Origin of the sequence: Fibrella arboris (assembly GCF_041321095.1) — a bacterium.
GTDB classification, from domain to species: Bacteria; Bacteroidota; Bacteroidia; order Cytophagales; family Spirosomataceae; genus Fibrella; species Fibrella arboris.
In genome coordinates this window covers 304,486-321,527 of record NZ_JBGGWE010000004.1, presented here as the reverse complement: position 1 = coordinate 321,527, position 17,042 = coordinate 304,486, and the positions used below count along the sequence as shown (strand labels likewise).

Here is a 17,042-nt window from a genome sequence, read left to right as displayed (position 1 = left end):
ATTTAGTTCACGCCACGCGCCTGCGCCTGTTCGGCGCGTGTTACGTCCTGGACAACCAGGGGGCGTAGCTTTTCCCAGTGGAAACGGAGCGCGTCATTTTGGGCCGGCGTGCCGTTTTTCTGTTCGCTCAGATGCACCAGCGGCATGTCGTTGTAAAGCGGTCGCGTTATCGCCACCACCTCATCCCAGTAGCGAAGGGCTATTTTAAGCTGCTGAACGGCTTCCTGCTTCATGGTTGCCTGGCCGGTAGTCCGATACGTCTGTAGGGCAACGGCTCCCCGCAGTTTGGCCGCCAGATGCAGACCCAGATTCGCCCAGGTTTTTACGTCAGCCACTTCATACAAGAAGGACCGGTTGGTCGAGGTGTTGATGGGCTGCACCAGTTTAAGCGCCTGTTGGCAGTCTTTTTCCAGGAGCGCTGCCAGGGCTGGCGGAGTCATACTCGCCGGGTTGAAAGAGCCACCGGCGGTTTTGGTCTTTACATAATCGCTCACCGATACATAGGTTGGGTCGAGCGTTGGCTGGGTAATTTGCTGTTCAACCGAAATGTACGATACGTTCTTATTGGCATCATGAGCCATCATGCCTTCGCTGTACAGTGAAAAATCCCAGGTAAAGTCAAAAGCAGATGCCAGACGTAGAGGAGTAGCGGAAGCCAGTGCGTAGGCATTGAGCAGCTGGCTGGCCGACGACCCGTATCGCCTGACGAATTCGGCCTTGAACACCGCGTCTGGAGTAGCCGGATTGTATAGTAGCCGTCCCCACAGTTTATAAAAGAGCCATTGCCGGTCAAACGCATAGCTCCAGCTGACGGGCCCGCCTGGCTTCGTGAAATAGTCTTTGGCTGGAATGTAGGTCTCTGAACCCAGAAAATAGCCGCCCACATACGCCTGATTGTTGGCCGCGATGTGCGCTCTGACAAACGAAGGCACACCCCAGCGCAGGCAGAAAAAATCTTCGTTGCGCGCCGTCCAGGTGATTTTATAGGCTGATGGCGTCGGTTTAAAATAGGTGTCGTACAGCTTGCCCCCGTGTACTTTCACCAGCGTGGGTGTCGAGTGAGCGTGCGACCAGTTGTATTTCAAATCAGCCCAGACGGGGCCGTCGATGAAGTCGAGTGCGCCTTCCCGTTCCAGCGATTTGCGGGTCAGTTTTTCGGTGTCAACACTGGTAACTCCCAGCGACCCGGTGGTGCTTGAAAAAGGTATACGGTGGATCAGTTTGGTTTTTCGGTTTGCCAGCCGCATGCCTTCAATAATGGTGGCGGTCATCCAGTCTTCGCGCTGCTGGGGTGTCATACCGCCCATACCCTCGCCCAACGTCAAGCCAAAACCGGTAAGGTCGGGGTACTCGTTCAGGACCTGCGTCACGCACTCCCGCGTGTATCGTTTCACCAGGGCCGAGGTGTCGCCATCGACAAAATGACGGTGCTCCAGGTTGTTCACCGCCGGATTGACGTTATACGCTTTTGAAAATTCAGGGCTGGTAAAAATATTGAACGGGATCAGGTACGTGTCGATTGCCCGTTCCCTGGCCATTCTGAAAATGCTTCTGAACAGCGCCTGCCACTCGGCCAATTGCTGATTAGTGAATGGGGTGGCCGCCGGAAAATTCGTTGGCCTGATCATGAACGTGTAGGGGTGGAGATTCCAGAGGCTGAGGGCATTGAACCGATTGGCCACCATCATGTCGAGAAAAGACTGCCAGTAAAGCGTATCGCGGCAGGTGTTGTAGTGAAGATCCAGGGCGTAACTGTGGCGGTAGGTATCCCAGGGCAGGTCGAACTTAATGGCTCGCAACGCGAGATGGGGCCGTTCTCTCTGGGCGCTTATCTGTTGTAGTTTAACTCCGTTCTGAAGGGCTTCAGCCAGCGACAAACAGCCGTAGAGCAGGCCGCGTACATCGCCTCCGGTCACAGTGAGTTGTTGGCCCAGCGGTTTAATGGTATAGGCTTCTGCGCCCAGACGGGGATCAGTCGGGGCCAGTTGAATCGTGTAACTGGCAGTACGCTGGTTGGCCAGCACCGTGTAGTGTTGGGCGGTGAGTGCCTGAGTCAGTTGCTGGATGGCATAGTCCGTTTGCGGCGAACGAGTAGCAGACTGGACCAGCACACGTTGTGCAACTGCATCCGCGTAAACGCTAAGTAGTAGAACCAGCAGGTAAAGGCCCGTTTTTTTCATGTGTGTAGGTACGTTCTCCGTGCGGGATCAAATGGCCGGGTAGGTAACGTAGCTTGTAAAGACAGGGAGCTGGCTGGTCTCCTGTTTCCTGAAAAAGGAGTGCCTGGCCAACCGTACCCTGTTTTTGAGGCACAAAATGAGTGTGCAGACCGTTGATAGTACAGCCACTTATTTCCTATGCTTGAACTGCTAACGGTAGCCTCGTTTACGGGCTATATCATCTACCTGAAATACTATGCTGACCAGCGTAGCGCCGCTGAAAAACAGGCTGACCAGCTTCGGGAAGGCATAGACCTGTACAACTCGGAACAGTATGCGGCCGCCCTGGCGTATTTCAACAAGGCGGTAGGCGCGCAACCCAAATGGGGTGTAGCCTACCTGTATCTGGCCCGTATCTACCGAATGCTGGGTGATCCGCTGGCTGCCTTGAAGCAACTGGAAATCGGAAAAAGCTACGACGACACTATTGCTGACCTGCACCTCGAAACCGGTCAGATCCATTATCAGCAGACAGCTTTCAAAACGGCCTTCCAGGATTTTGACAAAGCGATCTTCCACGGTGCCTCATCCGAGGCCTTTCATTGGCGTGGATTGACCCGCCGACAGTTAGGGCAGGAGGAAGCCGCTCAGCAGGATTTAACCAGGGCGGCCTCGCTTGCTGTTGCGGCTCAGCAGGCGCCAGGTACGTTGCAACCGACAGATACAGGCTTTATAAACCGGTCATTGGTAATTCATGGCGCGTTTACGATTGCCAATGCGCTCTTGCTGCTGTTTGTGATCAAGCAGAGCCCGGTTATTCACTGGCCTTACCTGCTGGCTGCTTTTTCGGCGGGGGCCATCGGTTTTGCTGAACCGCACAAAGGGTGGGTGCTCGCGTTGTTGCAGGCCATGTTGATCTGGGCAGGCTATATGTATGTGGTCGGCCCCGCCGAGTCGAGCGTTGATCGGGAGGTGGAATCGTTCAGTCTGTATGGGGCTATGGGACTAACATTTGTGGGCAGTTTTCTGGGCAGTATTTTAAAACGGGCACAGGCAGGGCGCTAACTTTTTGGGCGGGTTTCGCCCTTTTTTGCTGAAGAACAAAGCTGGTGTACTACTTTCGCCCCTCCAAAAATCAAGTTAACCCAGGTACGTATGGCCCTTCAGACAACCGTCAAAATCTCTAACGTTACTAATCTCAGTGATGCGCGTTATTGCGCCGGTATGGGCGTCGATCTGCTGGGTTTTTCAATGGACAGCACTAGCCCTGATTATATCGAGCCCGCTCAGTTCTCTGAAATTCGTGGTTGGGTAGCAGGCGTACACATTGTTGGCGAGACCAGTTCTACAGACCCCGATGAGATAGAACAGCTACTGGCGACCTACCAACCCGATGTGTTGCAGGTCGAAGAGGCTGCTCTGCTTCCCTATCTGAGCACAATGGGTAAACCGCTTATGCTGCGTGCTGACTTGGCCACTATGTCGCTGGAACAACTCGATGCCGTTGCCAGTACGGCCCTACCCGGTATTGATTATCTGCTGCTCGAAAATCAGTCGGTTATTCATCTCGACGAGGCGTTGAAAACTGCACTCACACAGGTGGCCAGCCGTCACCCGGTGTTACTGGGCATTGGCTTCGATGCGGCCTCGATTCAGACAGTACTGACAGACCTGCCCATTGCGGGCATTGCGCTGGCTGGCGGAAACGAAGAACGCCCCGGAAGCCGAGACTTCGGGGCGTTGATGGATATCCTGGAAGCAATCGAAGTCGATTAGGGGCAGGTTTCAGGTTTCAGGTTTCAAGTTTCAAGGTTTCAGGTGTCTTCGCTGATTCCCATCTGGTGATATAGCGAAGCCACCTGAAACTTGAAACTTGAAACCTGAAACCTGAAACCTTGAAACCTGAAACCTGATCCTTACAATCTTACGCTACCACGATATCACCTTTGGTAGCATCCCAGGTTACGCGTTTGCCTGTATGCAGGGCTTTAGTGGCCATAATGTTGGCAACCGAGTGGTTGAAACCAACGCGGGCTGGCGCGTTGGGCTCTTTCCGGCTGCGCACACATTCCATCCAGTTGCGCATGTGAAACGAGGTCATCGGGTCACCGCCGGTGTTGGCGCTCGTTTCTATTTTAGGTCCCTGCGACAGGGTCTGGTCGGCCAGGAGATTAGGCTGCATACCCATTTCACGGGCAAAATTGGCTTTCAAGCCACCTTCCGACGTGATCTTGTTCGTGTCGAGGTTGATCATACCACCGTTCGAGAAGTAGTATTCTTTGGTGCCGCCTGCTTCGTTGTGCATCCGCGACGAATACATTACCTGGAATCCTTTCGATTTGTCGTTATCCGGGCCGTAATCGAACACGGCGGTGAACGTATCTGGATTCACGCGGCCATCTTTCCACACGTAAACGCCCCCATTGGCTACCACCGACCGAGGGTGGTCTAAGCCGCTGAACCAGTGAACCGTATCAATCTGGTGCGACATCCACTGGCCGGGAATACCCGATGAGTATGGGTAGAAAAGGCGGTACTCCAGGTATTTGCGTGGATCCCAGGCTTCGGCAGGGCGGTTCAGCAAAAAGCGTTTCCAGTCGGTATCTTCCTGCCGAATCTCCGATACCAGTTTGGGCCGGCGCCAGCGACCGGGCTGGTTCACGTTCCAGGTCATCTCAACCATCGACACATCACCGAATTTTCCCGACTTGATAAAGTCATTGGCGGCGTGGTAGTTGGGCGCAGAACGGCGCTGCGAACCTACCTGCACAATTTTCTTCGATTTTTCAACGGCTTTCAACGCCTTGCGTGCATCGTCCATCGACTCGGCAAATGGTTTCTCGACGTATACATCCCGACCTGATTCAACCGCGTCGGCACAGTGAATGGCGTGTTGGAAATCGGCCGTGCTAATGATGACCGCGTCAATATCTTTCCGGTCGAGCAGCTCATCATTATTGCGGCACATGGCGAAGTTATTGGCATCGGCCCAACCTTTACCAGTCAGGTACGCTTTGGCTTCGTCGCGGCGGCGGTTCCAGAGGTCAGAAACGCCAACGAAAGAGAAATTAAGCTCTTTGGCATGATCAGCGAAGGCAGGCGACAGCGACTGACGGAAGCGGTCTGAAAAACCAATTACGCCTACACGTACCCGCTCGTTCGAGCCCAGGATACGGCTGTAGCTGCTGGCTGAAAAACTCGTGCCTAAGCCTACCAAACCAACGGCGGCCCCGGCTGATGTTTTAAGAAAATCTCGTCTGTTATGCATACGCTAGTCGCTGGTTTAAATCGGGAACTTCAAGGTTTGAGTGATGTATTCTTTATTGGTTTGTGCGCATTGCAGCGCCGTGCGTCCTGGGTCGGGCACGCCGTCTAATTCGATGATTCCCCAGCCGTTAAACTTTATGGTTTTCAAGGCTTTGAATACCGCAGGTACGTTTACGTTACCCCGGCCCAACTCCACGAATTTGTAGGCATTGGGTGTTCCCGGCCGGTCGGGGAGGGGCGACATCGTATCTTTCAGATGGAGCGAATGAATCAGGTCCTTGTACTGGACAACTGCCAGTTCGGGCTGACCGCCCCCTTGCTGGTAATGCGCAATGTCGAGGAGCAGCCGCACGGCTTTGGGGTTCATGGCCTGCACAATCACGTCAACTTCGGCGGGTGTTTCGCCCAGTTGGTGCATGTGGTTATGATACACTGCCTGCACACCCAGATCGGCCGTTTGTTTGCCAATCTCGTTCATGACTGTGGCTAGCCGCTTTAGTTCTTCGGTGGTTGGGAGCCTGTCTTTGGGGCGAACCGAGTTGGTAAGCTGAATGGCCGAACCGCCCAATGCTTTCACAAAGCTTGCGTGAGCCACGTGCTGATCAATCGTACTCTGGAATTTGGCCGGGTCTATTTCCACATTACCGCTCGAAAACATGGCCAGTTGTAAGCCATGCTGATCGAGCAGGGCTTTCAACTCCGACGGTTTGGTGCGATACGGACCAAACGAATTGGCGCGTAGCTGGATGCCTTTGTAACCAGTGGCCGAGATATCGGCGATTGCCTGCGCATCGTTTCCGCCCCAGGTAATGGCCGAATAGGCAATGCGTAACCCTGTCTTCGGGGGAGCTACTACGCTGGCCAGCCCGTCGACTCCCGCTGCCAGCGCGAGTGCCGCTGCGCTTGCCGTTTGAAGGAACTGCCTGCGATTGATTCCCGACTGGTCCTGATGGCCAGAAACAGCCGGTGCCGCCTGATCCTCTGACCGCTGGCGGTTTAAGCGTATTGATAATAGCTGTTGCTTCATGTACAGCCAAAGAACCAACACAGGGCTTTCTACTAAACGGATGTTTATTCGTTAATAGAGTGCCTATCAACAAAAAACCGGTTGCTAACGAATAGCAACCGGTTCAACGAGAAGCAGGCTAGCTACTTCGTAATCACCTTGAGGTTGATCTTCTTCTGGGGCTGCTTACCAAGTTCGCCCACTTTAACGCCCGTTCCCAGGCCAATGGCATCCACACGCAGGTAGTTGATGCCTGCGCCAACAAGCTGTTGTTTAATGGCATTCACCCGTTTGAACGACAAGGCCTTGTTCGTGAGCCCCGCTGCTGGTCCAGGCGCGTCGTTAGCGTATCCCTGCAACTGGATCTGGAGAGTAGGACGAGCTTTTAATAAAGCCACCAACTCATTGATCTGCCCCTGCGAAGCGGGCGTCATGCTGAGTGACGATGGCTCGAAAGTAACCCCTGACAGATTGAAAACGCGCCCTTTCGCCTGAGCAGGATCGTTCAGGTACGTTGTCATAGCCGTGTTGAAGGCGGCATCCGTAGTGGTCGGCGTTGCGATGCCCGTAGCTGTTGTGGCCGATGTTGCCGTAGTTGTTACGGGGCGGCTGGCCATCGTGTCGACGGGAACGGCCAGTGATCGGGCAACCGTATCGGCCTGCGAAGAGTCGCTGAGGGTCGACGATACGTCGCCGGTTGATTCTGTGGAATCTGTCGAGAAATTTTTGCTGTTCTGCCAAACGAAATAACCGCCCACACCAATGGCGGCCACGATCAGTGCGCCGATCAACCACTTACCGGCCGACCCGCCTGAGTCGGTATCTGGGTCAGGCTCAAAGGAAACCGTCGACGTTGGAATGGTGCGTGTGGCCGGGCCTGTGCTGCCACTGCGTATAGGCTGCGTCTGGGCAGTCCGTTTCGCTGGCGCTGCCACGCCGGCCACTATCTGCTGAATCCCCACTTTCTCGACAAGCTGAGGAAACAGACTTTCGGGTACGGCATTGATAAAGGCTTCCCGCTGGTCGAACAATGACGCTGCGAGTCCATCGGCGTCCAGCTTTTTTTCTTTCACCTGCCGCCCGAGTACATCCAGGACAACGCCGGCCGTTAAGCCGAGCAATGAGATGGACGATGAGTTCCGAATACCGGCATAGCTGGAAATCATACCGGCAATAGAGCTTTTCATGGCCGGTAGCAACCGACTGATCGCTTCATTGCCGGTTGTAATCACGGCATGCGTCTGAGTAGCGTCTTTAAGCACGCTGTTCAGGTTGGCGGTTAGCGAACCGTCGTAGCCACTCTTCTGGAGCTGGCTAAATAATTGATTGACGCCAATTTCAGTTGTGGTTCGTTTGAGCAGTCCACCAAATACCGTGTGAACTAAGCCTTCTACGGCTTTTGTGGTTTTCTCCGCAGGCTCATCCTCGTACAGGGCAATCTTTGCCAGTACCTCTGGAGTAAGCACTTCGTTGAACGCACCAAATAAAGTCATGATGATTGGTCAGTATACAGTTACGATACGAATGCCCATACGCCTCGGTCATTCCGCCAGCTTCTTATCAGTGGATGGGCTATTCACAGGATGTTATGCCGCAGTCGTCAGTCTAGGCGGTGGCATCTAACGGCAGTTGAGCCGTCACATCCTGTCCCAAAATTAAACACAGTTTTCCAATGGCACCCACTCAATCATTTATTAATATTTGGGCTACTGTCTTTTCTGCAATTGAATCAGGGCTTGTTGATAGTCTTCATCGACGGCCCGCAATCGTTGCTGGCAAAAGGCGATCAACTCAGTCGCCTGCCGGATACGCCCGGGTAATTCGTCGAGTGGTACAGCTTCATTCTCTATTTCGTCAACGAGCGACGTCAACTGTTCGTATGCTTCCTGATAAGTCATAGGGGAAAGTTTCACTGATCAATGGCCCCGCCAGATAACGTACCTGAGCAGCGCAAATAGTAAGTGGTCATTCACTGGTCACTGTCAATTCAATAGCGCCATCGGCGAACTGAGCCTGAATGGCATCGCCTGCCCGAAAAGCATCGGCGCGGGTGAGGATCTGCCCGTTACGACTGAGCATGGCATACCCCCGTCGAAGCACACTGATGGGGTCGAGGTGGCGAACGGTGGTCTGTTTCTCGGTCAACTCAACATGGCGGTTGCGCAGGTACGTTTGGGTGCCATACCGGAACCGGTCGGCCAGCACGTCTATTTCTTCGCGGGCATCCTGCATGGCTGTTCGGCTGGCTTCGGCCACGCGATAGGCCAGTTGCAGGCAATTTTCTTCAAAAAGACGGTTGTGTTCGATCAGAAAAACGGCCGCCTTTGTGGGTGTTTTCACACTCTGATGACACAGCATGTCGGTGATACTCACATTTCGGTCATGCCCGATTCCCGCCAGAATGGGGTAGGGGAAGCTGGCTATGGCCACGCCCATCCGTAAGGTGTCGAAGGCACCGAAATCAAGTTGTGAACCTCCGCCCCGCACAATCACGACGGCATCATACGGAGTAGCGCACCGGGCTATCTGCTCCAACTGGGTACAAATCGCCTTGTCGGCACCCTGCCCCTGCACCTGGGTCAGGTACTCGTCGATGGCGAACTGATAGCCCCACGGGTTATTGGCGAGTTCCTGCCGGAAATCACGCCAGCCGTCAGAATTGGGTGCGGTGATCAGGGCAATCCGTTGCCAGACTGCAGGACGTTCGAGTAGTTGATTGCTGGTGAAATACTGCCCCTGGTCCATCCAGACGTATTGCGAATGCTCACGCACGAGCGTATCCAGCACGGCCTGCCGTTCGCGCTCAATGTTGCCGAGGGTGTAGGCGTGGTTGATCTGGTGAATCTCCAGCCGCATCCCATAGATTGGGCTGTAGGTGACCGATACCAGCATCAGGAGCTGAATATTTCGGGCAAAAGCCACACCGGTAGCGGCTTCAAAGGCGCGTAGAATAGGGTAGTTTTTCCGCCAGATGACGGCATCCAGCTTAGCAACAGTCTGGTTTCCTTCGCGCTCCACTAACCCCAGAAAGCAGTACTGCCGGTCTGGATAGTTCTTGATGTCGCTGGTTTCGGCCAATACCCACATGGCTTTTCCGCTGAAATTTTCTTCCAGTACCGCATCAATTGTATAAGCCAGATCAGATAAGCGAATGGGCGACATAGGGGAACGTATTCGTGGTTAGTCTGCCGTGCTGCCATTTGTCGCGTTCGCAATGAATGACCGGTAATGGCTGCTTACCAGCAGCGCAGCAGACTGGCAATCGACTCAGCAGCAACCGCCACCGTCGTAAAAATACGTCGACGGCGAAATGAAAATGTCATCCCGGTTCAACGCGGCTAATGCGCTGGCTGTTTTGTCGCAGACAGCCAGTGGCTGATTCGGCAACAGAACATGGCCTTTGTGGTCATCGAAATGGTCGTTGTCGCCGTAATAGATGGCTGTCTGACCTGTAAAAATGCAGGGTCCGTCGGCTGGCATGGAGTCTTTGATAGCACAGATCTCCACACTTTCAATGTAAATCAGTTCATCGGTAGCATACTGTTTGGGCGACAACACCCGGTACGCCCGTTTGGCGCGGACCTCAACTGTGCCGAACCCTACGCCGGTAATCACGGCCAGGTAATCTTTTAACGGTAATGACCCCGTTAGGCAGAGTGCCCGCAATCGATCGTCGTTCCGCAATTCCTCCGACATGGGCTGCTCGCAGGTGGGGTCAGACATGACCAGCCGCCCGTGAGGTGTCAAGACCCGGTAGACCTCCTCAAGGGCAATGCGCAGGTCGTCGGCTTTGAAAATATTGAACAGGCAGTTCTGCGCAGCCACGTCCACACTGTTATCCGCTACGGGAAGAGCCAACGCACTGCCCTTTCGGATATCCATGAAATTACGGTTGAACCAGTCATTTTCCGCTTCGGCCTCGATCAGGTTTTCCTGACAGGCAGTTAGCATTTCATCGACAATGTCAACCCCAATAATGGCACCCGGCCGACGACTGAAGTACGCAAATTGAAGTAACTCCATGCCCCCGCCAATACCCACATACAATACCGTAGGGTCATTGACCAGGTCGCGTGGGTTAACGGTGCTGCCACAGCCGTAGTTCATTTCCAGCATGCGCTTGGGAATGCTCAGGCCCGGAAGTTGCCAGACAGGATTGGTGGTGCAACACAAACCAACATCCGGCGTTTCAGCGGCTTTTCTGTACACGTCAACGGTAGCGTCGAGATAAGACATAAATTAAGTTTGAAGTGGGTTCAAGTTTCAGGGTTCACGTTTCAGGGTTCAAGTTTCAGGTTTCACGTTTCAGGATTCAAGTTTCAAGTTGCTCTGCTCATTTTCTATGTATTGCAAAAGCGGAGCCCTTGAAACCTGAAACTTGAAACCTGAAACTTGAAACCTGAAACTTGAAACCTGAAACTTGAAACCTGAAACCTGAAACCTGAAACCTGATACTTAATTTGCCGTGGCTCCACCGCAGCTCGACCCTGCACCGGCCGTGCAGGCGTAGCAGTGTTCATTCACGATGATATGGCGCCTGCTGAGTGTTTCAGCGTTGAAATCCCGAATGTGCGCAACTGGACTGGCCACGTTGAGGTCGAGCATCTGATTGAAATCGCAGTCGTATAACTGACCATCCCATCCAATCGAGATCGTATTACGGCACATCACACCTGCCGCCGCAGACGGATTAAATGAATTAACCAGTTTTTCCATATACCCCTCGTAATTGCCTGAAGTAATCAGGTAATCCAGATAGCGGCTGACAGGTACGTTGGTGATCGCGTATAAATCGTTAAAAACCAAGCCAAATTCATCGGATAGTACCCGTTTGAACTGCCGTTTTAATCCAGTCTGATCGCCCGGCAGGAAAGCTCCATTGGGGTTATAGACCAAGTTTAACAGCAAACCGGAGCCTTCCTGTCCGTAGCCAACGTCGTTCAGCATCTTCATGGCCCGAATTGAATCGGCAAACACGCCTTTACCCCGTTGCCGGTCGGTCTTGTCTGCGTTGTAGAACGGCAGGGAGCTAACGACTTCAAGCTGGTGGTCCCGAAAAAATTCAGGCAGATCGTTGTATTTCGGATTGGCAACAAGGATGGTCAGGTTGCACCGCACAATCACGTGCCGCCCTAGTTTTGTCAGTTCCTCCACAAACCAACGAAAGTCAGGGTTCATCTCGGGGGCGCCACCTGTCAGGTCAACCGTTGGAATCGTTGTCTGGGCCAGGGCGTCGAGGCACTGCTGCATCGTTTCGCGAGTCATGATCTCTTTCCGATCGGGGCCCGCATCTACATGGCAGTGGCGACAAACCTGATTGCACATCTTTCCTACGTTTACCTGAAAGATCTCGATCTGGGTTGGCCGCAGCGGAAACAGATCAATAGCACTGAGCTTTTCGCGAAAGGCTGGCAACCCCAACTGGCTGAACGTGCTGTTCTCGATCACTTCGAGCTGAGCTGTCGCACTGGCTAATGAATGCCCGGAAGCTTTTAATGATTTCATCGTTGATTGACAGTCTTGCAGATGGTATGTAGTAACAAAGGCAAAAGAGTTTTGACCAGAATCACCGTTCTGGCTACATGCTCAGTTCTTTGGCCTTATTCATCATCTGCACGCCGTGAACCAGGGTGGCCCCGCCCCGAATAGCTGCGGCTACATGAACGGCTTCCATCATTTCCTGTTCCGAGCATCCTTTTTCAAGCGTGTCGCTGGTGTAAGCGTCAATGCAGTAGGGGCACTGAACCGTGTGCGAAACAGCTAGTGCAATCAATGATTTCTCCCGAGCGGTGAGGGCGCCTTCGGCAAAAACGGCGCCGTAATAGGCGAAAAACTTGTCGGCGAATTCCTTCTGGAATTCACCGATCTGGCCAAACTTTTTAAGGTCTGCGGGGTCGTAATAGGTCTGCATGAGTGAGCTTTTAAGCAATATACGGGAAAGAGCGAAATGGCGACAGCGTGAATGGTGAAAGAATGAGAGAGCGAAAGGTTGCTTACGCAAGAATGTGAGCCTGCGTAACCTTTCGCTCTCTCATTCTTTCACCATTCACGCTATCACTCATAGCCCTTCAAATTGCCGTAGAAAACGCACGTCATTTTCAAAATACAACCGCAGATCACGTACCTGATACTTGAGCATGGTAATGCGTTCGATCCCCATGCCGAAGGCGAAGCCCGTATACTCGTTTGAGTCGATACCGCAGTTCTCAAGCACGTTCGGATCAACCATGCCCGAGCCTGCAATTTCAACCCAGCCCGTATGTTTGCAAACGTTGCAGCCACTACCCCCGCAGATCTGACACGAGATGTCGATCTCGGCGCTTGGCTCTGTGAACGGAAAATAGGAAGGCCGGAAACGAATCTTTGTATCTTTTGTAAAGAGCTCTTTCACAAAGTGATAGAGGGTATCTTTCAAATCTTTGAAGCCCACGTTGCGGTCAATGTAAATACCTTCAACCTGGTGAAACTGGCAGTGCGCCCGCGCCGAAATAGCTTCGTTCCGGTATACGCGCCCCGGCATAATGGACCGGATTGGCCGAAACCCACCCGGACTATTCCGAACCTGTTCCATCAACCTGATCTGGACATTCGAGGTGTGGGTACGGAGGAGCATATCGTCGGAAACGGAACCGCCCGATTTCGCTACGAAAAAAGTATCCTGCATCTCACGGGCCGGATGGTTATCGGGGAAGTTGAGCGCCCCGAAATTGTACCAGTCTGATTCAATTTCTGGTCCGTCAGACACGTTGAAGCCAATACGCTCGAAGATCTGAATGATACGCTGGCGCACCAGGCTCAACGGGTGCTGTGTGCCCGTCAGGTTAGGAATGACGGGTAGGGTAAGGTCAACGGCAGGTTGCGAATCAGCCTGTTGCTGCTGGGCTTCTACCTGCTCCTGGAAAGCTGTGAACCGATCCTGAGCCAGATTTTTTAGCCCGTTCAGCTGTTGACCCAACGCCCGCCGTTCGTCTGGCGCTGCCGTTTTCAGGCCATCGAACAGCTCAGTGACGGCCCCTTTCTTGCTGAGGTAGCGTAGCCGATACTGCTCCAGTTCCTCTTTATTCGTAACGGCCGCCTGTTCAATCTCGGCGTATAAGTGGGCAATAGTTTCAGTCATGGAAAGAAGATGTTCGGCACGGGTTGCCAAACGGAAAAGTTAACCGCAAAGATAATCCCTTCGGATGAAGCTGGTGCGTTTGCCCCTGTTGTTTAGCTACGGTTACGTACGTGTTTAGGCCGTGAGCGGTAAGCGAATGACGAAAGTGGTGTGCTCACCGGGCACCGTTTCTACCGACAACGTACCCCCATGCCCTTTTGTGATAATATCAAAGCTCAGGCTAAGGCCCAGCCCAGTGCCTTCGCCGGTAGGTTTGGTGGTAAAGAATGGCTGGAAAATCTTGCGTTGTAAATGCTCGGGAATGCCGTTTCCGTTATCCTGAATGCGTAATTCAAGAGCGTCGGCGTGCTGGCGGGTCACGAACCAAACTGTTGGATAATAGCCCGCGGGGGCGGATTTGGCCTTTTCACGAACGGCGTAGAAAGCATTGTTAAAGAGATTCAGCAGCACCCGTCCGATATCCTGACTAACCACTTCGACCTGCTCGAGCAGTGGGTCCAGACTGGTATGGAGCGTAGCGTTGAACACCTTGTCTTTAGCCCGTAGCCCGTGGTAACTAAGGCGAAGGTATTCATCACCCAGCACGTTCAGATCCGTTTTTTCTTTGTCGCCACTGCTGGTTCGCGAATGCTGCAACATACCCCGGACAATACTGGCGGCCCGTTGCCCATGCTGGCTTATCTTGCTGACATTCTGATGAATATCACCCAGAAGCTCGGCTTCGAGTGCGGGGTCCCGTTCATCGGCCGGGCGTGTCTGCTCCTGTTTTAATTCGTCGAGAAGCTCAGTAGACACGTCGGCGAAGTTGTTGACGAAGTTGAGGGGGTTCTGAATCTCATGCGCGATACCAGCGGTAAGCTCACCGAGCGAGGCCATTTTCTCGCGCTGTACCAGTTGGGTCTGCGTATCGCGCAGGTGCTGTAACGATTGGTTCAGTTTGGCGGTCCGACGGGCCACCTGCTGTTCCAGCATATCTTTTTGCTGCGTCAGGATGGATTCTTTTTCGGTCGACAGCTTTTCTACGTCGGCAAGCCGGTTTTGCAGGTCCAGGTTGGTCTGGTTATGCTCTTTCGCCAGTAGAATGGCAAGCACCGCCGGAATGGAGACTGCCATAATGGTGGGTAAGATGCCATAATCAGAATTGACTACTTTCCAGTAGTTCAGGAGCGTGATGACGAGGGTGCCCATCACGGCTATGCCAAGGACCACTGAGCCACTGATGAGTACCAAAACCGCATTGTACTGCTTGTTGCGGATGGCTATGATGCTGATGCGAAAACCATCGATAAACAGAAGCACCAGTGCCGCCGCCCGTGCAATCATGATCATGACCTGCATAAGGCGGCTGTCTATCGGAAATCCCTTCAGCAGTGCAGTGGACATAGCCAGGCCGGCAACCAGCCCAAAAAATAGACTCCGTTTTTGGTGAAGATAGCTGTAATACGTTGCCAGGAGCATCACCGCAAACCCTGTGCTGAAGAGCGTTCCCAGAAAATCGGACCAGCTGGCAACTGTCAGATTCCGCAGGTAAAAAGGCATATCATTGGCCACCGTTCCCAGGCAGGAGAGTAGCATGGTGATGCCGAAAATCAGGTTGATCGTTTGCCGCCGGTAGGTATAATAAAGAAAATGAATGGCGGCCAGCATCAACGATAAGCCAACGATCAGGAATTCTTCCAGCGTGCGCGTGTGCACATCGTCGGCAATGTTGACCACAAATAGGGTCGGGTGGTCGATCTCAATATCGAACGTTCTCTTTTCCTCAATGTACCTGGGCACAAACCCCGTTGTTGGGTAGGTGGCAAAACGCACGGCCAGTATATGTGGCCCGGCCGGCAGAGCAGGCAGTAAACACATATCACCCCGCACACGCTTATGCTTCACGGTCGTTTCTGCCGACGTACCCACGGTACCAAAACGGGCGAACGGGCGACCGTCGATAAACAGGTCGGCGGCCCCGTTCATATGCACAAACAGCGGAATGGGCTGGTTCGCCACCGACGAATCGAGCTGAAGCGTAAGGCGAAACCAGCTGTGGGCGGCTTTGGCTACCTGTGGCAACCGATTAATGCTCCGGTTGAGTCGGATGGTATCCCATTGGCTATCGTTGAAGGTGGGGCTGGCCCAGGCTGGATGATCACCCGCATGCCAGCGCCATAACAGCCTTGGAAACAGCCCCTCGGGCGGAATGCTGTCTATCCTGAATACCCCTGGTTGGGCAAGCACAGGACGGCAGCAGACCAGCAAAAGTAGCAGTAGAACAAGGCGCATGGGCGGTTGGCAAGGAAGTGGTAGCCTGCAAATTAACTGATCACGAATGATTTTAGATATAGGATTTGGCAAGCCTGCTTACGGCCTGTTCAACTTGAGTGATGTCCTCATCGGTCAAGTCAAGGTGTGTCACAAATCGTACCAGCTGTGGGCCAAAGGAGACGGCCAGTATTCCCTGTTCCTTCAGCCTGGCCAGGTAGTCGGTGTTTGTAAGGCCATCGACCAATCGAACAATGACAATGTTGGTATCGACAGGCAGCACCTCCGCCACGTCGGGTTGAGCCGCCAACACCTGACCAATCTGCCGGGCACGGGCATGGTCTATTTTTAGTCGTTCGATATGATGATCGAGGGCATACATACCGGCGGCGGCTAAAAAACCGGCTTGCCGCCAGCCACCGCCCATCAATTTACGGAACCGGCGGGCCTGCGCAATGAACGTACCTGAGCCTATCAACAAAGACCCCACGGGGCAACCTAATCCTTTGGAGAGGCAGATACTGATGGAGTCGAACAGCCGGCCGTAGGCTTCGGGGGCATCGCCGGTCTCGACCAGCGCGTTGAAAAGCCTGGCCCCATCGAGGTGCAGGGCCAATCCATGTTCGTCGCAGAGCTGACGAATAGCGGCCAGTTCAGGGAGGGTGTAGTAACAGCCGCCTCCTTTGTTGACCGTATTTTCGAGCGATACCAAACGCGAGATGGGGCGGTGCACATCGGCGGGGTTATTAATGGCCGGGGCAATGAGCGCGGGTGTGAGCTTGCCCCGTTCGCCAGCCAGCAAGGCCACCGACGCCAGCGCATTCACCGCAATGCCGCCCCCTTCGTAGAGGTATACGTGCGACACCTGATCGCAGATCACTTCGTCGCCGGGCCGCACGTGGGTACGTATGGCCAGTTGGTTGGTCATTGTGCCCGATGGGCAGAACAGGGCGGCTTCCATGCCGAAAAGGCGGGCGGCTTGCTGCTCGAGGGCATTAACGGTCGGGTCTTCGCCAAATACATCGTCGCCGACAGGGGCAGCCATCATGGCGGCCAGCATAGCGGGGGTAGGGCGGGTAACGGTGTCGCTGCGGAGGTCAATCATACGTTAGTTGGCAATAAATGCGGGTAGTTTGTGCTGAATGCCCGGCTAAATTACCACCAGATGCCCATTGGCGACACGGAAAGCAGCTGATTCGTGTCAGTTATTGACAAACCACTAACTCATGTGCGTTGACTTATT

General features: G+C 53.7%; 14 protein-coding genes. 2 read left to right on the top strand and 12 right to left on the bottom strand.

Translation table 11 applies throughout. The features are described 5' to 3' along the window. Positions 1–2: 2 nt before the first annotated feature. Positions 3–2,180, bottom strand: a complete 2,178-nt coding sequence (locus ACAW75_RS08955) for a glycoside hydrolase family 20 zincin-like fold domain-containing protein (protein ID WP_370728351.1) — start codon at positions 2,178–2,180, stop codon at positions 3–5. A 177-nt stretch (positions 2,181–2,357) separates the two neighbouring features. Here ACAW75_RS08955 and ACAW75_RS08950 point away from each other — a divergent pair, with 177 nt between their 5' ends. Next, entirely contained in the window at positions 2,358–3,224 is an 867-nt protein-coding gene (locus tag ACAW75_RS08950; RefSeq protein WP_370728350.1) for a tetratricopeptide repeat protein, read from the top strand. A 90-nt stretch (positions 3,225–3,314) separates the two neighbouring features. Further along, entirely contained in the window at positions 3,315–3,935 is a 621-nt protein-coding gene (locus ACAW75_RS08945) for an N-(5'-phosphoribosyl)anthranilate isomerase (protein ID WP_370728349.1), read from the top strand. Between the two features lie 148 nt (positions 3,936–4,083). Here ACAW75_RS08945 and ACAW75_RS08940 read toward each other — a convergent pair whose 3' ends face one another. From ACAW75_RS08940 to ACAW75_RS08890, 11 genes are all read right to left on the bottom strand, one after another. After that, positions 4,084–5,427: a Gfo/Idh/MocA family protein gene (locus ACAW75_RS08940; RefSeq protein WP_370728348.1), complete on the bottom strand. Its 1,344-nt coding sequence runs from the start codon at positions 5,425–5,427 to the stop codon at positions 4,084–4,086. A 15-nt stretch (positions 5,428–5,442) separates the two neighbouring features. Beyond that, on the bottom strand, positions 5,443–6,453 hold the full coding sequence (locus ACAW75_RS08935; RefSeq protein WP_370728347.1) for a sugar phosphate isomerase/epimerase family protein: 1,011 nt from the start codon (positions 6,451–6,453) through the stop codon (positions 5,443–5,445). Between the two features lie 122 nt (positions 6,454–6,575). Then, positions 6,576–7,925, bottom strand: coding sequence for a DUF937 domain-containing protein (locus tag ACAW75_RS08930; protein WP_370728346.1), 1,350 nt, complete (start codon positions 7,923–7,925; stop codon positions 6,576–6,578). A 213-nt stretch (positions 7,926–8,138) separates the two neighbouring features. Beyond that, entirely contained in the window at positions 8,139–8,330 is a 192-nt protein-coding gene (xseB, locus tag ACAW75_RS08925) for an exodeoxyribonuclease VII small subunit (RefSeq protein WP_370728345.1), read from the bottom strand. A gap of 67 nt (positions 8,331–8,397) precedes the next feature. After that, on the bottom strand, positions 8,398–9,594 hold the full coding sequence (locus ACAW75_RS08920) for an exodeoxyribonuclease VII large subunit (RefSeq protein WP_370728344.1): 1,197 nt from the start codon (positions 9,592–9,594) through the stop codon (positions 8,398–8,400). A 105-nt stretch (positions 9,595–9,699) separates the two neighbouring features. Then, positions 9,700–10,668, bottom strand: coding sequence for an arsenosugar biosynthesis arsenite methyltransferase ArsM (gene arsM, locus ACAW75_RS08915; RefSeq protein WP_370728343.1), 969 nt, complete (start codon positions 10,666–10,668; stop codon positions 9,700–9,702). Between the two features lie 219 nt (positions 10,669–10,887). Next, positions 10,888–11,937 (bottom strand): arsenosugar biosynthesis radical SAM (seleno)protein ArsS, encoded by a 1,050-nt coding sequence (gene arsS / locus ACAW75_RS08910; protein ID WP_370728342.1) that lies wholly within the window; start codon positions 11,935–11,937, stop codon positions 10,888–10,890. A gap of 73 nt (positions 11,938–12,010) precedes the next feature. Continuing rightward, positions 12,011–12,343, bottom strand: a complete 333-nt coding sequence (locus ACAW75_RS08905; protein ID WP_207329058.1) for an arsenosugar biosynthesis-associated peroxidase-like protein — start codon at positions 12,341–12,343, stop codon at positions 12,011–12,013. A 147-nt stretch (positions 12,344–12,490) separates the two neighbouring features. Continuing rightward, a complete protein-coding gene (gene pheS, locus ACAW75_RS08900; RefSeq protein WP_370728341.1) occupies positions 12,491–13,549 on the bottom strand; it encodes a phenylalanine--tRNA ligase subunit alpha in 1,059 nt (352 codons plus the stop codon). A 114-nt stretch (positions 13,550–13,663) separates the two neighbouring features. Beyond that, on the bottom strand, positions 13,664–15,820 hold the full coding sequence (locus tag ACAW75_RS08895; protein WP_370728340.1) for an ATP-binding protein: 2,157 nt from the start codon (positions 15,818–15,820) through the stop codon (positions 13,664–13,666). Between the two features lie 52 nt (positions 15,821–15,872). Next, positions 15,873–16,904 carry a threonine aldolase family protein gene (locus ACAW75_RS08890; protein ID WP_370728339.1) on the bottom strand — a complete coding sequence of 344 codons (1,032 nt, stop codon included), beginning with the start codon at positions 16,902–16,904 and terminating at the stop codon, positions 15,873–15,875. Positions 16,905–17,042 lie beyond the last annotated feature (138 nt).